Source organism: Kutzneria sp. NPDC052558, from assembly GCF_044547355.1.
Classification (GTDB): domain Bacteria; phylum Actinomycetota; class Actinomycetes; order Mycobacteriales; family Pseudonocardiaceae; genus Kutzneria.
On record NZ_JBIUAG010000003.1, the window covers coordinates 405,973 to 421,517 of the forward strand.

15 protein-coding genes are annotated in these 15,545 nt (G+C 69.4%); 10 read left to right on the plus strand and 5 right to left on the minus strand.

Features of this window, described 5'->3' with window-relative positions; all coding sequences use genetic code 11:
• Positions 1 to 612: 612 nt before the first annotated feature.
• Together ACIG5F_RS08425 and ACIG5F_RS08430 are read left to right on the plus strand one after the other, a co-directional pair.
• A complete protein-coding gene (locus tag ACIG5F_RS08425; protein WP_396516768.1) occupies positions 613 to 792 on the plus strand; it encodes a hypothetical protein in 180 nt (59 codons plus the stop codon).
• A 193-nt stretch (positions 793 to 985) separates the two neighbouring features.
• The gene (locus ACIG5F_RS08430) at positions 986 to 1,795 is read left to right on the plus strand and encodes a C1 family peptidase (protein ID WP_396516769.1); all 810 of its coding nucleotides are present in this window, start codon (positions 986 to 988) and stop codon (positions 1,793 to 1,795) included.
• 58 nt (positions 1,796 to 1,853) lie between these two features.
• On the opposite strand, the gene ACIG5F_RS08435 is transcribed toward ACIG5F_RS08430, so the two are convergent.
• Together ACIG5F_RS08435 and ACIG5F_RS08440 are read right to left on the minus strand one after the other, a co-directional pair.
• On the minus strand, positions 1,854 to 2,537 hold the full coding sequence (locus tag ACIG5F_RS08435; protein WP_396516770.1) for a VC0807 family protein: 684 nt from the start codon (positions 2,535 to 2,537) through the stop codon (positions 1,854 to 1,856).
• Between the two features lie 69 nt (positions 2,538 to 2,606).
• Positions 2,607 to 3,062, minus strand: coding sequence for a DUF4442 domain-containing protein (locus ACIG5F_RS08440; RefSeq protein WP_396516771.1), 456 nt, complete (start codon positions 3,060 to 3,062; stop codon positions 2,607 to 2,609).
• Between the two features lie 142 nt (positions 3,063 to 3,204).
• Here ACIG5F_RS08440 and ACIG5F_RS08445 point away from each other — a divergent pair, with 142 nt between their 5' ends.
• Both ACIG5F_RS08445 and ACIG5F_RS08450 read left to right on the plus strand, forming a co-directional pair.
• Positions 3,205 to 3,714: a MarR family winged helix-turn-helix transcriptional regulator gene (locus tag ACIG5F_RS08445; protein ID WP_396516772.1), complete on the plus strand. Its 510-nt coding sequence runs from the start codon at positions 3,205 to 3,207 to the stop codon at positions 3,712 to 3,714.
• Complete coding sequence (locus ACIG5F_RS08450; protein ID WP_396516773.1) at positions 3,714 to 5,411, plus strand: MDR family MFS transporter; 1,698 nt, start codon at positions 3,714 to 3,716, stop codon at positions 5,409 to 5,411. The genes ACIG5F_RS08445 and ACIG5F_RS08450 overlap by 1 nt, the downstream gene beginning before the upstream one ends.
• Positions 5,412 to 5,471: 60 nt before the next feature.
• Here the strand turns inward: ACIG5F_RS08450 and ACIG5F_RS08455 are convergent, their stop codons facing one another.
• Together ACIG5F_RS08455 and ACIG5F_RS08460 are read right to left on the minus strand one after the other, a co-directional pair.
• Positions 5,472 to 5,990 carry an inorganic diphosphatase gene (locus ACIG5F_RS08455; RefSeq protein WP_396516774.1) on the minus strand — a complete coding sequence of 173 codons (519 nt, stop codon included), beginning with the start codon at positions 5,988 to 5,990 and terminating at the stop codon, positions 5,472 to 5,474.
• A 1,597-nt stretch (positions 5,991 to 7,587) separates the two neighbouring features.
• Positions 7,588 to 7,761, minus strand: coding sequence for a hypothetical protein (locus ACIG5F_RS08460; protein ID WP_396516775.1), 174 nt, complete (start codon positions 7,759 to 7,761; stop codon positions 7,588 to 7,590).
• A gap of 553 nt (positions 7,762 to 8,314) precedes the next feature.
• Here ACIG5F_RS08460 and dacB point away from each other — a divergent pair.
• From dacB to hpt, 4 genes are read left to right on the plus strand one after another with little or no spacing between them, the layout of a single operon-like run.
• On the plus strand, positions 8,315 to 9,997 hold the full coding sequence (dacB, locus tag ACIG5F_RS08465) for a D-alanyl-D-alanine carboxypeptidase/D-alanyl-D-alanine-endopeptidase (RefSeq protein WP_396516776.1): 1,683 nt from the start codon (positions 8,315 to 8,317) through the stop codon (positions 9,995 to 9,997).
• 45 nt (positions 9,998 to 10,042) lie between these two features.
• Positions 10,043 to 11,122 carry a zinc-dependent metalloprotease gene (locus tag ACIG5F_RS08470; RefSeq protein WP_396516777.1) on the plus strand — a complete coding sequence of 360 codons (1,080 nt, stop codon included), beginning with the start codon at positions 10,043 to 10,045 and terminating at the stop codon, positions 11,120 to 11,122.
• Positions 11,123 to 11,142: 20 nt separating this feature from the next.
• The gene (gene tilS, locus ACIG5F_RS08475) at positions 11,143 to 12,099 is read left to right on the plus strand and encodes a tRNA lysidine(34) synthetase TilS (protein WP_396516778.1); all 957 of its coding nucleotides are present in this window, start codon (positions 11,143 to 11,145) and stop codon (positions 12,097 to 12,099) included.
• Positions 12,100 to 12,139: 40 nt separating this feature from the next.
• Positions 12,140 to 12,694, plus strand: a complete 555-nt coding sequence (gene hpt / locus ACIG5F_RS08480) for a hypoxanthine phosphoribosyltransferase (protein ID WP_396516779.1) — start codon at positions 12,140 to 12,142, stop codon at positions 12,692 to 12,694.
• Positions 12,695 to 12,852: 158 nt separating this feature from the next.
• Here hpt and ACIG5F_RS08485 read toward each other — a convergent pair whose 3' ends face one another.
• The gene (locus ACIG5F_RS08485; RefSeq protein WP_396516780.1) at positions 12,853 to 14,034 is read right to left on the minus strand and encodes a multiprotein-bridging factor 1 family protein; all 1,182 of its coding nucleotides are present in this window, start codon (positions 14,032 to 14,034) and stop codon (positions 12,853 to 12,855) included.
• Between the two features lie 743 nt (positions 14,035 to 14,777).
• On the opposite strand from ACIG5F_RS08485, the gene ACIG5F_RS08490 reads away from it, so the two are divergent.
• Positions 14,778 to 15,137, plus strand: a complete 360-nt coding sequence (locus ACIG5F_RS08490) for a hypothetical protein (protein ID WP_396516781.1) — start codon at positions 14,778 to 14,780, stop codon at positions 15,135 to 15,137.
• A 179-nt stretch (positions 15,138 to 15,316) separates the two neighbouring features.
• Positions 15,317 to 15,544, plus strand: coding sequence for a hypothetical protein (locus ACIG5F_RS08495; protein WP_396516782.1), 228 nt, complete (start codon positions 15,317 to 15,319; stop codon positions 15,542 to 15,544).
• Position 15,545 lies beyond the last annotated feature (1 nt).

Below are 15,545 nucleotides of genomic sequence, written 5' to 3' on the forward strand. Positions count from 1 at the left end.
CGGTGGGCTGCACCCATGGGATGGCGATCAAGGGGTATGTGTCGACTCGGGTGGTGGGGCGATGAGGGTCGGGCGCCGGGTGGGCCAGGCCCGGTCTGCGGCAAAGGTTTTCTATGGCGGGGTGGGGCTGGCCGGTCGCGAGAGGTGGGGGTAGGGGTGTCCGGAGAGGACTGCGGGGTGCGTCCGGGCCGGCCGGCGGGGCGAGGCGGTGGGCAAAGGGGGCGCTGGCGGCGGGGTCACGGAAGCCCTCATTTGAGGGACACTCGTTAGTGTCGTGACGTGCGGGACTTGTGGAGTTTCGCGCGCACGTGCATCTGCGCGTAACTCTTGAGTCACTCGATAGTGTGAAACAAAGCGTTTCGACGATCATGAGGGACGATACCTGGGTGCCGTTCGTCGATCGGGGGCGACCGGTCGTCGATGATCGGGCGGTCGAGGATCAACCTCTCGTGTCAGGGGGCGGTGACGGGAGCATGATTCCCGCACCGAAAAAGGCCGCGGTCCTGTGGCAGCAGGAACCGCGGCGGATCAGCCCTTCCCCATGTCGTCGCCGAGAGAGGACCGACTTTGAGTGTAGAACCGCCACCGCAGCGTGACGGGTCACACGACCGAGTGCAGATCATCGTGCACGCGTTCCCGGATCGCACCCGGTCGGCGAACCGGCCGCCGAACGCGCCGCAGCAGCCGGCGACCTCGCACCGGGGCCGCGTCGGCGCGCACCGTCGGGCCAGCTCAGGGCTGCTGCCGACGCTGGTCCGGCGGGTCTTCGCGGGGTGGCTGCCGCCGGCGTGAGAGTGCCGGAATAAACGGGATAAACGACGAGGGGCGCCCACGGAGATCGCATTCCGTTGGGCGCCCCTTGGTGTGTTCGGGTGATTTCCCTCCCCTCCACTCCAACGGCCGAGTTTCGTATCGACGACCGGCGCCGATGCTCCTGTCAGCGGTACCCCGCCGGATATCGGCGGGCCCTAGGAGGGACATCACCATGACCAGTCCGACACCGAGGAGCGTCGCCCGCTACGGATGGATTCCTGACCTTCCTGACGCCAGGGACCACGTGTACGCCGCGCCCCGCGCCGCGGTCGCCAACCTGCCGGCCAAGACCGACCTGCGGGCCGGCCTGCCCGCCTGCTACGACCAGGGCCAGATCGGCAGCTGCACCGCCAACGCCATCGCCGGCGCCTTCGAGTTCGCGCTGCGCAAGCAGGGCCTCGCCGACTTCATGCCGTCACGCCTGTTCATCTACTACAACGAGCGGGCCATGGAGGGCAGCATCGGCACGGACTCCGGGGCGCAGATCCGCGACGGCGTGAAGAGCGTGGCCAAGCAGGGCGTCTGCCCGGAGACCGAGTGGCCCTACGAGGCGATCCCGGCCGACGCCAACGGCCACTTCCCGGCCGGCTCCCGCGAGGCGACCAAGCCGACCGACGCCTGCTACCAGGACGCGTTGAAGAACCGGGTGACCACCTACCAGCGGGTGGTGACGACCCTGGACCAGCTGCGCGGCTGCCTGGCCGCGGGCTACCCGTTCGTCTTCGGCTTCAGCGTCTACGAGAGCTTCGAGAGCCAGCAGGTCGCCGACAACGGCGTGGTCCCGATGCCCGGCCCGTCGGAGCAGCTGCTCGGCGGCCACGCGGTGCTCGCGGTCGGCTACGACGACGCCAGCCGGCGCTTCCTGGTGCGCAACTCGTGGGGCAGCGGCTGGGGTCAGCAGGGCCACTTCACGATGCCGTACGCCTACCTGACCGAGCGGTCGCTCTCCTCGGACTTCTGGACCATCCGGGTCGTGACCTGAGCCGCTGACGCGAAACGGCCCGGCCATCGGCGGCCGGGCCGTTTTCCGTTGAGGGAGCTCACTTCTCGCCGGCGGCGAGGTGGACCATGATGGCCGCCGGGACCAGCCAGCGGCGCTGCACGACGGAGCAGCCGACGATGGCGATGAACAGCGGGAAGTTGGTGGCCCACACCGCGGTGTCGAACGGCAGCGTGAACACGATGGTCAGCCGCAGCGCCACCTCGAGCACAAAACCGACGGCCCACACCAGGTTCGCCCGCACCAGGTGGGCGCGGAACTCGGGCGAGCCGGCGACCAGCGAATCCCAGGCCGCCGCCTTCTTGGCGCTGTTGGCCATGAACGGCTTGAAGGCGGCGCTCATCACCGGCTGCCGGCGCAGCGCCATCACGCCGATGTAGATGCCCAGCGTGGCGGTGCCGAGCCCCTCCTTGGCCAGCATGAAGGTGGGCGACCCGGTCAGCAGCGTGATCGGGATGCTGACCAGCGTCACGATCAGCACCGCGAGCGCGAACTGGTCGGGCCGGCCGGACCGCACCGTGGTCCAGATGGTGCGCGCCGCCGGCGCCAGGCCGCTGACGATCAGCGAGGTGATCACGTCCAGGCCGAAGACGCCCTTGGCCAGGTAGTAGGCGCCCAGGGGCAGGCCGATGTCCAGGACCAGGGACAGCAGGCTGCTCAGCGGGCTCTGCACCCGGCCCGACTCGGGCGTCCGGCCGGCTGCGATCTGCTGCGTCGTCGTCATGGCCGAAACGCTACGAACGCCGGGCCGCCCGCACGGGTGCCGGACGATCGAGCTCGGCCATGACAGTTGTCACGACCGGTTGGGCCGCAGGGTCCACAGCACGGTGAGCTCGGTGGTGAGCACGCCGTCGGCGTTGGTGATGGTCACGTGCACCGGGAACTCGGGGCGCTCGCCCGCGTCGAGCTCGGCGATCACCTCGGCGGTGTCCCGGCCGAGCACGGCCTGCGCTCGCAGCGGCCCTAGCGCCACCTTGCGATAGGAGATCTCGGCGGTGACCACGAGCGGGGTGGCCCGGCCCAGTTGCTCGGCGAACGCGGCCAGCAGCAGCGCGCCGGAGGCGGTCTCGCCGATGCCGAAAATCATGGCGGCGTGCAGGCCGCCGACGTGGTTGTGTTGACGGGCGTCGTCGGCGATGGTCGCCACGACCTTGTCCGGTCCCACGTGCTCGAACTCCACGCCGTTGCTGCCGACCCAGGGCACGGCCGTCTTCATGCCCTCGCCGATGAGTGCGTAGTCAGTGCTCATGGGACCGATGCTACTCGACAGTAACTTAGCCCGGACCCCATGACCGAGCTCACAGATTATTTCATTTGCTAAGACATCGGCGCGAGATGCATGCTTGTACTCGGCAACTACTTGGATGACGCAAGCAACAGGGGGGAGCCCCGTGGTTCCGCTGGACGAGATCGCGCCGGACGAGCTGGCGGTGGCCGACGGCATCGGGATGTCGATCGCCCGCCTGCACAAGCTGCTGGCCTGCGTGACGTCCTCCGGCAGCAAGGCCGGCATGGACCGGCCCACGTTCATGCTGCTGGCAACGCTGGCGGAGCACGGTCCGCGCAGGTCGGGGGCGTTGGCCGAGATGGTGCGCTCCGACCCGTCCACGATCAGCCGCCAGGTGGCGCAGCTGGTCAAGGCGGGTCTGGTGGAGCGCCAGGTGGACAAGCAGGACGGGCGGGCGACCGTCCTGGCCGCGACTGAGCAGGGCCTGTCCCTGCTCGCGGACATGCGCGGTCGGCGCAACGCGCAGATCGCACAAATGATCAAACACTGGCCCGATGGCGACCGGGCTCGGTTCGCCGAGCTGTTCGAGCGGTTCATCACCGACTACGAGAGCCATCTGCCGGCGTTCATCGCCGCGTTCGCCGACAAGGCGGGCGTGGGAGGGGAGAAGTAATGTCACAGACCGCTTCGACAGCGGCGCCGAGCGCCGGCGTCAGCGGTGGGGGGTTCACCCAGCGCCAGATCCTGACGGTGATCTCGGGCCTGATGCTGGGCATGCTGTTGGCCGCCCTGGACCAGACGATCGTCTCGTCGGCCATGCGCACCATCGCCGACCAGCTGCACGGCCAGACGCTGCAGGCGTGGGCCACCACCGCATACCTGATCACCTCGACCATCGCGACGCCGCTCTACGGCAAGCTGTCCGACATCTACGGCCGCAAGCCGATGTACCTGGCCGCGATCTCCATCTTCCTGGTCGGCTCCGTGCTGTCCGGCATCTCCACGTCGATGTACGAGCTGGCGGCGTTCCGCGCGTTGCAGGGCGTCGGCGCCGGCGGCCTGATGTCGCTGGCCTTCGCCATCGTCGGCGACATGATCCCGGCCCGCGAGCGGGGCAAGTACCAGGGCTACTTCCTGGCCGTGTTCGGCCTGTCCAGCGTGGCCGGCCCGGTGGTCGGCGGCTTCTTCGCCGGCCTGCCGACGCTGCTGGGCGTGGACGGCTGGCGCTGGGTGTTCCTGGTCAACATCCCGATCGGCGTGATCGCGCTGGTCGTGGTCAGCCGGGTGCTCAACCTGCCGCACCGCCGCGTCGAGCAGAAGGTCGACTACTGGGGCGCGGTGACGCTGGCCCTGGGTGTCGTGCCGCTGCTGATCGTGGCCGAGCAGGGCCAGGAGTGGGGCTGGGGCTCACTCGGGTCGCTGACGATGTTCGCCATCGGGGCCATCGGCATCGTCGCGTTCATCCTGGTCGAGCGGCGCATGGGCGACTCCGCGCTGCTGCCGATCCGGCTGTTCCGCAACACGGTGTTCAGCCTGGCCAACATCCTCAACTTCATCGTCGGCATGGGCATGTTCGGCGGCCTGGCCGCGCTGCCGCTGTACCTGCAGATCGTCAAGGGTGAGACGCCGACCAACGCCGGCCTGCTCACGCTGCCGCTGATGGTCGGCATCACGGTCTCGTCGCTGAGCTCGGGCCAGGTGATCGCCCGGACCGGCCGCTACAAGGTGCTGCCGATCATCGGCACCGCCGCCATGGCGACCGCGCTGTTCCTGTTCAGCGGGCTCACCCCGGACACCAGCCTGGTGTACGCCGGCTTCGTGATGGCGCTGATGGGCGTCGGCCTGGGCCTGTGCATGCAGACCCTGGTGCTGGCCATCCAGAACGTCGCCGCCCCGCAGGACATGGGCGTGGCCACCGCGTCCGCTACCTTCTTCCGCGGCATCGGCGGCACCGCCGGCACGGCGATCTCGCTGTCCATCCTGTTCGGGGTGGTCGGCGACCGGATCGGCAGCGCGTTCCAGAGCGCGCGGACCGACCCGGCCTTCATCGCCGCCACGCAGGACCCGAAGGTGCTGGCCAACCCGGCCAACGCCGGCTTCCTCAAGGGGCTGGCCGGTGGGGGCAGCACCATCGACCTGGAGAACACCTCGTTCATCCAGCTGCTGGACGCCCGGCTGGCGCGGCCGCTGCTGGAGGGCTTCTCGTCCGCCATGGACACGGTGTTCGTGGTCGGCGGGATCACCACGGTGATCGCGTTCGTGCTGGTCTGGTTCCTGCGGGAGGTGCCGCTGTCGACCAAGTCCGGCCTGCAGCGCGCCGCCGAGGGCGAGGACGCCGACGAGCGCCCGCTGATGCCAGTCATGGAGTGAGCTGGGCCGACGGAAAGAAGGGGCCTTCCGCACGCGGAAGGCCCCTTCTTCGATGTCAACTCAGTGCTTGGCGAAGGGCTCCATCTCGCCGCTGGCGACGGCGTCCTTGTAGCGCTGGTAGGAGCGCTTGACCTCGGCCTCGGCCTCGGTGCGGCCGACCCAGGTCGCGCCCTCGACGCTCTTGCCCGGCTCCAGGTCCTTGTACACCTCGAAGAAGTGCTGGATCTCCAGCTTGTGGAACTCGTTGAGGTGGTGGATGTCGCGCAGGTGCTCGGACCGCACGTCGTCGGCCGGCACGCAGAGCAGCTTGTCGTCGCCGCCCTTCTCGTCGGTCATCCGGAACATGCCGATCGTGCGGGCCCGGATCAGGCAGCCCGGGAACGTCGGCTCCTGGACCAGCACGAGGGCGTCCAACGGGTCCCCGTCCTCGCCGAGCGTGTCGTCGACGAAGCCGTAGTCGGCCGGGTACTGGGTCGCCGTGAACAGCGTCCGGTCCAGCCGGATGCGGCCGGTCTTGTGGTCGACCTCGTACTTGTTCCGAACACCCTTGGGGATCTCGATGGTGACGTCGAACTCCACTGTCCTCGCTCGTTTCGCCTCTTAACGCGGGCCCGCTCCAGCGGCGGCGCCCGGCGTCGGGGTTGGCACTCCGGTTACGCCACTAGTGTGGACCACAAGTCGTGCGTCTCCGGCATCCGTGTGGCCGGTGAGCTGTGTGAGTTTGGTCCGTGTCGGCCACGGACCCCGTCGAGGAGGACTTTGTGCCCGAATCCGGCCCATCGGCGCCCGAGTGGCCGAGCCAGCCGGCGGACGGCGCCCCGGAGGAGGCCGTCGCCGCAGGTGGGGCCGACCAGCCCGGCTGGCCGGACGCCGACGACGACACCGCGGCGCCGCAGTGGCCGGACGCCGATTCGGTGTCACTCGATGGGGTGAAAGTCGCGGAGGGTGACCCGGAGCCGACGCCGGAGGAGCCCGCGTCGCAGGCCTTGGCGGAGTCCACGGAGCCGGCGGAATCGGATGAGCCGGCCGAGCAGTCCGCTGAGGCCGTGACGCCGGCGGCCGAGCCGGCGGCGTCCGCTGCGGAGTCCTCGGAGCCTGAGGTGGTCGAGGGGGCCTCGGGGCCGGCATCGCCGTCCGACGAATCGGAAGCGCCTTCCGGCGAATCGGAAGCCCGAGCAGCGGAATCCGAGGAGGAGGCCGCGCAGCCGCAACCGGTTCCGGACGAGCCGGTCGCGGAGTCCTCGACCGAGACGGCGTCGCCGGCCGACTCGGCCGCGCCGCCCTCGGAGCCGGAACCGGAGCTCGCGGCATCGGACCCGGCATCGGACTCGGAGCAGGAGCCTCCGGCCGCTGAGTCGGCTGATTCCGCGGAATCGGCCGAGTCGGTCGCGGAACCCGTGGCAGCGGGGGAGGAGCCTCCGGTCGCCGAGTCCCCGCAGCCCTCGCCGGCCGCCGAATCGGCGGAGCCGGCCCCGAGTCCGGTGGAACCGGCCCCGGCGGAGGCGGAACCTCCGGCCGAATCTCCCGAGCCCGCCGAGTCCAAGTCTTCGGTCTCGCCGCCCGCCGATGCCGTCGAGGCGGACCTCGCGGCTGAATCTCCTGGGACCGCTGAGGACAAGTCTTCGGTCTCGTTGCCTGCGGACGCCGTCGAGGCGGACTTTGCGGCCGATGAGGGGGCCGAGTCTCCTGAGGCCGCCGAGTCCAAGTCTTCGGTCTCGTCGACCGCGGACGCTGTCGAGGCGGACCTTGCGGCCGATGGGGAGGCCGAGTCTCCCAAGCCGGCCGCGGAATCCGTGACACCGGCCGCGCCGCCTGTGGACCTGGCCGCCGATGAACCGGCCGAATCCCCAGCGCCCACGCCGGTCGCCGAGCTGACCGTGGATCCCACGAAACCGGTCCCGCTGCCGGCGGCTCCGGCCGCCGATTCTGTGGAGTCCTCGGCGCCCGTTGAGCCCGCCGAGACGACCGCGAAGCCCTCGTGGGCGTTTGAGCCGGTCGTGCCGGTGTCGCTCCCGACGCCCTCGGCGACGGTTTCGGCCTCGGAGGCCGAGGAGCCCGCCGAGCCGGAGCCCGAAGCCGTGGTCCCGCCGGCGGCGACAGCGGAGCCGGTGACCGCGTCGCCGGACCGGCCGGTGGAGTCCGCTGAACCGGCCGACCCGCCGGCCTCGGCGCCCGTTCAGCCGGCCGAGCCTCCGCTCCAGTCGGCGAAGCCGTCCGAGCCTCCGATCACGAGGCCGGTACCGTCGGCCACGCCGGTCGAGCCCCCGAAGGCAGCGGAGCCGCCGGTCACCAGGCCGGTGCCGCCGGCCACGTCGCCGGAGTCCTCGACGTCGGTGGAGCCGCCGACCACGCGGCCGGTTCAGCCGACGAGGCCGGTGGAGCCGCCGACATCGAAGCTGGCGGCGCCGCCAGCTCGACCGCCGCAATCGCCACAGCCGACCGCTCACCCCCCGATTCCGCCTGGCCAGCCGCCGAAGCCGACCGGTCGGCCACCGGTTTCCCCTGGTCAGCCGCCGAAGCCGATCGTGCGGCCGGCGGAAGCGACGACCGCGCTGCCGGTCAAGCCGCCGGCCGGACCTCCACCTCAACAGCCGCCCCAACAGCCGCCCAAACAACCGTCCGCGCAACCGCCCAAGCCGCCGAGGCCGCCGGGCGCGCTGCCGGTTTCGCCGCCAGCGCCGCCCAAGCCGCCGGTCGGACCGCCGCGATCGGTCGCACCCCCGAAGCCGCCGCTTTCCCAACCGCCGAAGCCGGCCGGACCGCCACCCAGGCTGGGCGGCCAGCCGCCACGGCCGAACCAGCGGCCATCGAACCAGCAGCCACCGACCCGGCAGCGGCCGCCGGTCCCGCCGACCACGCAGTTCCCGAAGCCGCCGCCGCGGGAGAAGGAACCTGACACGCTCGTGATCAGGCTGGCCGACGTCCACACCAAGGCCGAGCCGCCGGTGTCCCCGCTCGAGGACACGGTCTCGATGCCGGTGGACAACGACCGGGCCCGGCTCGACCCGCCGACGGTGCAGCTGCCGAACCCGGCCGACATGCCCCTCGGCGACAACACGCCGACCGTGCGCGTGCAAGTGCCGCGCCCGCCCGCCGCCGGCCGGCCGGAGCTGGGCGACGACGTCCCGCAGCCGGCGCCGCAGCTGCCACCGCCGCCGCGGACGTCCGAGGAGGACGAGCCGGTCGCGACGCGTCGGTCCCGCAAGCCGGCGCTGGTGGGCCTCGCCATCGTGCTGGTGCTCGTGCTCGGCGCCGGCATCTGGTTCGGCGCGCCCGGCGTGGTGCAGGCCCTCGGCTTCGGCGGCGCGACGACCACCCCCACCTCGCCGCCGCCCTCCCCGTCGGCCCCGAACCTGCTGATCAAGCCGTTGAGCAATCCGCCGACGCCGTCCGCCGCCGGCCTCGCCGCCGCGCTGGCCGGCCCGGCCTCGTCGCCGGCGTTGGGCACGCTGAGCGGCACGATCGTCGACCCGGTGACCGGCACGACGCTGTGGGACCACGGCTCGACCACGCCGCTGACGCCCGCCTCGTCCGGCAAGCTGCTGACCATGACGGCCGCGCTGCTGTCGCTGGACCCGCAGTTCCGGTTCACCACCACCGTGGTCGCCGGGCCCGAGCCGGGCTCGGTGATCCTGGTCGGCGGCGGCGACCCGACACTGTCCTCCCTGCCGGACGGCAAGGAGAGCGTCTACCCCGGCGCCGCGCACCTCGACGACCTCGTCAAGCAGGTCAAGCAGGCCGCGGGCGGCCCCGTGACCAAGGTGCTGTTCGACAGCAGCCGCTACACCGGGGATCCCATGGCGCCGGGCTGGGAGGGCAGCGACATCGCCGGCGGCTCGGTCGCCCCGATGACGCCGCTCATGCTCGACGGCGGCCGCAGCAAGCCCACCCAGACCGACCCGCCCCGCACCGGCTCGCCGGACGTCGACGCGGCCAAGGAGTTCGCCAAGCGGCTCGGGGCGGACCCGAACTCGGTCAAGGCCGGCACCGCGCCGGCCGGGGCCAAGGTGCTCGGCAGCGTGCAGTCCCCGCCGCTGACCGACATGGTCAGCACCCTGCTGCAGATCTCCGACAACGTGCTCGCCGAGGCCGTCGGCCGCGAGGTCGCCAAGCAGGCCGGCGCCCCGGCGAGTTTCGCCGGCGCCACCAGCAGCGTGCTGAACATCCTGCGTGGCAACAACTTCGACCTGACCGGCGTGACCATGTCCGACGGCAGTGGACTGTCCACTCAGGACAGGGTGACGGCCAAGCTGCTCGGCTCGATCATGACCGTGGCCGCCGGGCCGGACGGCGGCGGCGACCCGCGGGTGGCCAAGCTGCGGCCGCTGCTGAACGGGCTGCCGGTCGCCGGCGGCAGCGGCACCCTGTCCGATAGGTACAACGACGCCGCCTCCAGTGCGGGCAAGGGATACGTGCGGGCCAAGACCGGCACCCTGGACAAGGTGAACACGCTGGCCGGCATCGTTCAGGACGCCGACGGCAAGGTGCTGGCGTTCGCCCTGATGTCCAACGGATCCGAGATCGACCAGGGGCGGGCCGCGCTCGACGCCGTCGCCGCCGCGCTGCGTGGCTGCGGATGCCGCTGAGTCGGCTGCTGCCATCAGGGCGTCACGCAAGGTAGCGTCGAGATTGTGAACGCCGGAAACGCAGCCAGGTCCCTGCCCGCCGGTGGCCCTCCGTCACCAGTGGACTGGTCGGTCGCCGCGTCGACCGCCCAGCGGTTGATCCGGTCCGGGCCGAGCGTGCCCCGGGCCGAGGCCGACGCCGTGGTGCGCGAGCTGCGGGAGATGACCGGCCCGGCCGAGCTCCACGTGCGCGAGCTGACCGGCCTCGGCCACAACCTGCCGCTGCGCGAGGGCGTCGTCGTCGACCGGCACGGCTGGGTCCGGGCCGCCAGCGAGGGCCTGGCCCTGCTCACCGAGGGCGCGATGCCCGCGACCCTGCCCGGGCCGTTGGCCGGCGTGCTCGCCGGGACCGCCGGCGTGCAGGCCGGCATGGTGCTCGCGTTCCTGAGCTCACGGGTGCTCGGCCAGTACGACCCGTTCGGCGCCGGCGGCCGGCTGCTGCTCGTCGCCCCCAACATCGTCTCCGCCCGGCAGGCCATGGACGTGCCCGCCAGCGATTTCAGCATGTGGGTGTGCCTGCACGAGGTCACCCACCGGCTGCAGTTCACCGCCGTGCCGTGGCTGCGGGACTACTTCTCCGGGCAGGTCGGGCAGCTCGTGTCGGTCATGGACGACACCGCCGTCGGGGCGTTCAACCGCATCCCCGAGATGGTCCGCTCCGCCCGTGACCGCCTCAGGACCGTCCGGCCGACCGAGGTCGGGCCGACCGCGCTGATGGAGCTCATCCAGTCCCCCGAGCAGCGGGCCGTGCTCGACCGGCTCGTCGCCCTGTCCACCCTGCTCGAGGGGCATGCCGATCACGTCATGGACGCCGTCGGCCCCGTGGTCGTGCCCTCCGTGACCACCCTCCGCAGCCGCTTCACCGCTCGCCGCAAGGGCGGCGGCGTGCTCGACCGGGTGCTGCGGGCCGTGCTCGGCGTCGAGGCCAAGATCCGCCAGTACGCCGAGGGCGCCGCCTTCACCCGCCACGTGGTCGACGCCGTCGGCATGCCCGGCTTCAACGCGGTGTGGACCTCCCCCGAGACCCTGCCCACCCGCGCCGAGATCGCCGAACCCGACGCCTGGCTCCGCCGAGTGCACCCCTGACCGCGCGACCTGACGAAGCGGTGTCCGCGGTCCGGACCGCGGTGCGCCGCCTGGTGATCGCGGCTCGAAAGGCCGGGCATCTGACCAGCGGCCAGCTGGGGGTGGCGGTGTCCGGGGGAGCGGACTCGCTGGCGTTGGCGGCCGCCGCGCAGCACCAGGCCCGGAGGCTGAACCTGACGGTGCACGGACTGATCGTCGACCACGGCCTCCAGCCGGGGGCGGACAAGATCGCGGAGACTGCGGCGGACCAGCTCAAAGAGCTGGGGATGCCGCATGTGACGGTGCTGACGACAAGGGTGGAAGGCCCGGGCGGCGTGGAGGCGGCGGCCAGGAGAGCCCGGTACGAGGCGTTGCGAAAGGCGTTGCCGGCGCAGGACGCGATCGTGCTGCTGGGCCACACCCGGGACGACCAGGCGGAAACGGTGTTGCTGGGCCTGGGCCGGGGTTCGGGCCCCCGCTCGATCGCGGGCATGAGGCCGCTGGACGCGCCCTGGGGACGGCCGCTGCTGGGGGTGACGAGGGCCCAGACGGAGCGGGCCTGCACGGCCCAGGGCCTGGCCTTCTGGAGTGATCCGCACAACGTCGACCCGTCGTTCACGCGGGTCCGGCTGCGGCACGAGGTGTTGCCGCTGCTGGAGGAGGTGTTGCAGGGCGGAGTGGCGGACGCGCTGGCGCGGACGGCGGCGCAGCTGCGGGAGGACATCGACGCGCTGGACGCGCTGGCGGCGGAACTGCTGGTCGGCGCGCCCGAGGAGCTGGTGGTGGCGGAGCTCGCGCCAAGGCCGGCGGCGATCCGGAGGCGGGTGCTGAGGAGCTGGCTGCGGCAACGCGGTGTGACCGAGCTCACCGACGCCCAGCTGCGTGACATCGACGCCCTGATCGGTGAATGGCGAGGTCAGGGGGGCGTGTTGCTCCGAGGTGGCTTGGTGGCACAGCGCGCACATGGCAGGCTGCAACTAGACCGAGCGCGGCCCTGACCGGGTGCGCGTTACCAGGCCGAAAGAGGGGAAGCTGCCCGTGTACGAGGGCGAAATCGCCTCCGTGCTCATCACCGAGCAGCAGATCAGCGACAAGATCCAGGAACTCGCCAAGCAGGTCGCCGCGGACCACCCCGCGACCGATGGCGGCTCGGACCTGTTGCTCATCGGCGTGCTCAAGGGCGCGGTGATGTTCATGACCGACATGGCGCGGGCCCTGCCGGTGCCCGTCCAGCTGGAGTTCATGGCCGTCAGTTCCTACGGGTCCTCCACGTCCTCGTCGGGCGTGGTGCGCATCCTCAAGGACCTCGACCGGGACATCGCCGGCCGGAACGTGCTCATCGTCGAGGACATCGTCGACTCGGGCCTGACGCTGTCGTGGCTGCTGAAGAACCTGGCCTCGCGCAAGCCGGCCTCGCTGGAGGTGTGCGCCCTGCTGCGCAAGCCCGACGCGGTCAAGGTGGACGTGCCGGTCAAGTACGTCGGCTTCGACATTCCCAACGAGTTCGTCGTCGGCTACGGCCTCGACTACGCCGAGCGCTACCGGGACCTGCCCTACATCGGCACCCTGGACCCGGCGGTCTACTCCAACTGATGTCATGAAGGGCCCCTTAGTCAAGTTCCGACTGACGCACCCAAAGGCAGTGGCGCTGTTTCCGCAGGTCAAGCCTGTTGGAGGCGGCACCACTGCCTTGCCTCGGTGCCTGCGCCAACCCTCCCCTAGGGCAGTCGGCATGTGGCCGCCTGACGCTGCTAGAGCTTCACGCCCAGCCAGCCGGAGAAGTTGGCCAGGGAGTCAGTCCTCCGCTTCTCCAGTCGGGCGATGGCACGGGCGGTCTCCAACACTTGCGGATGTGCCCGGGTCTGCTCCGGGGCGATTTTTCGCGCAAGATTGAGCGCCCTCAACGCCTCTTGAGGTTTTCCAGCGAGCACCCACGCGCGCGCCTGGTCCTGATAGTGTCGCCCCTTTCTGGGGGCCGAAACGCCAGGCGGGAAAACTAGGGAAGCTCCCTCTCGTGCCGCCCTGTCCGGGTCCCCACCTTCCATAAGGGCCCCAAAATAGTGAATATCAACGTTGCCCGAACCAAATAGCGTTCCATATAGCGGGCTCTCACCCTTCACGCGCGCCGCAAGGAGGCGCGCGTCTTTAATGTATTCAAGGGCCGTGTCTAGCTGCCCCTTTCGGGCGGATATGATTGCGCCAGACAAGGTTGCCGCACCCAGCACGCAAAGGCCGCTCTCTGTGCGATCGGTAACCAAGCCAGTCGCGCGGTCCACCATTCCAAGGCCGGCGTCATTATCGCCGTAGTACATCAATGCGTGCGCCCGTTGAGTGAGTGCCTGCGCTACACACAGCGGGTCTTCCGCCTGGTCAGCGGACGACTCCATGCGATCGATGATCGCGGTTACCATGGAGCGATATCCGAAGCGGCGAGAGATCCGCTCCGCAAGATACCAAGACCTGTTGAGCAGAAAGCTTGCACGGAGCCTGTTTGCGCCAGACTCGGCGACAATCGCCCCGTAGAGCTGCCGAAGAATGCGAGGAAGCGCGGCGAGCGCTTCCTTCCCCTTGTCGCCGTAGTAATTTGCGTGAGCATCCTCAACCGCCTTCGAGAGTTCGGCTAGGGTGCCCGGCGGGTCGGGGCGCACATATTTTCCTTCAGCAAGGATGGCCTGCAACTCTGCAACGCCTTGCAGTGGCGGTTCATCGTCGTGTCGCAGTGGCACAGACGTAATAACCCCTGGCTCGATCTTCAGATACCGAGCTACGGCCGCAACGAAGGCGGGCGAAGCGGGCTCTTTCTCCTGCTCCACCTTCTTGACGTGACTCTCGGAGTAGTTAATACCGATGGCGAGTTGTGCCTGCGTCTGGCCGGCCAACTTCCGTTCGCGGGCGACGGCCTTGCCGAGCGACACCTGTGACGTCAGGTCCAACACTGCCTCCTCCGAGGTTGCTTGGCCTACACCTCCAGGGTACCCGCGCCCCCTAGCGGAAACTGCCCCTCCAGGTCCGTCGTTCACTTGGGCGTCACCCGTTTGGACTGTCCCTTTACTGTCCCTCCAGCTTCTTGATCTGCCGTAGGTTCGGTTACAGCGGGGCGGTCCGAGTGACTCTCCGGGCGGTGACTAAGAGTGGCACTGACCCGGCGGGCCGCCCCGCTCCAAAAGACTGCAATTCGGCACCCATTTGGCGAATGGTGCCGAACTTGTCGACCCACAAATCCTGGGGATGAGTCAGCATGGCGAACCCTCTCACATTGACCGAAAGTGAAAAAACACAACACATATACGACTTCAATCGGTCCGAGAACGTGTGCCCGGGGTGCAATTCCGAGCGTCACGTGTTCCGTTCCGGCACTGTTGAAGACCTCAGGTCGGCGCTGATCATTCGCCGAAAGTGTGAGTGCCTATGGTGTGTGTGCGACTTTGTCGACGTCGCGGTGCACCCAATGGCAATTCCGCATCAGCACACGGTGGTGAACGAATGATTCACCCGACACAGAGCGAAGCCTTTCAGGATGCAATGCCAACCCTGCCACTGTTCATTGCGTCATTGATATGCCTCTCTCTGCTTATTGTCATACTCATTCGGCGTGCCCGACGGTCCGCAGAACGGGTGAGAATTGCGCATATAGAGGTACTGGTAAAGAAGTTCATCGGGGAACAGGTGATTGACCGTGAACAATGAAGATGGCGCCGCGCGGATTTCTTTCAGCGAGGCCGCAGGGCAGAATGAAGCAACAAACGCACTGATTCTGCTGACCAAGAACCTTGGGTTTCGCCTCAGTAACCCCGATGATATTCAGGGGCGAAAAGCGTTGCTCTACTTTCGACAGTCCGGGAAGGTGACCGAAACGGTTGTCGTTCACGACCACATGCGGGCCGTCCTGCTGCGGGTTGTCGAGGGCGGCAAGTCGGCAACCAGGCACGGCAGTGTTGCCGCGCTGGTGGCACTCCTGGAGGAGTGCCCCGAGTGGTTCGACCAGCCGCAGAGTGACCAGGCCAGCGAGCAGACCACGCCGGTCGAGACACCCTGACGGACGGACGGCCCCCCACTTGCAGCCGGCCGTCCGTCAGCAAGGGTCAACGCCTCGGACCGCCAACCTGGGGCGTGGACCGTCTCCCGGCCACATGGGGCCGCTCGGACTCGCCGGGCCGAGCGGCCCCCTCACAGACCCAGAATGAACACAAACAAAGGAGGTGGCATACTAACGCCATGCGCGTGACCGAGTTGGAAGACATGATCGTCAACCTGATAGAGGCGGACGACCACCCGGAAATTTCGGCAGTCACCCGATGCACAACCGAACCGGGCGATTTGGATCACAGTCGTCTCAAAATTCATTACGCAAATGGCGGATCCACTACTGTGATGGTTTTTCGGGCCAGCGGACCTGGCGTCCCGGCGGGCGCGAACTACACCGTCCCCAAGGGGGTGTTGTGAG

Coding starts and splice junctions, on each gene's coding strand:
- ACIG5F_RS08430 (WP_396516769.1), top strand. CDS start 986: ATGACCAGTCCGACACCGAGGAGCGTCGCCCGCTACGGATGGATTCCT.
- ACIG5F_RS08435 (WP_396516770.1), bottom strand. CDS start 2,537: ATGACGACGACGCAGCAGATCGCAGCCGGCCGGACGCCCGAGTCGGGC.
- ACIG5F_RS08440 (WP_396516771.1), bottom strand. CDS start 3,062: ATGAGCACTGACTACGCACTCATCGGCGAGGGCATGAAGACGGCCGTG.
- ACIG5F_RS08450 (WP_396516773.1), top strand. CDS start 3,714: ATGTCACAGACCGCTTCGACAGCGGCGCCGAGCGCCGGCGTCAGCGGT.
- ACIG5F_RS08495 (WP_396516782.1), top strand. CDS start 15,317: ATGCGCGTGACCGAGTTGGAAGACATGATCGTCAACCTGATAGAGGCG.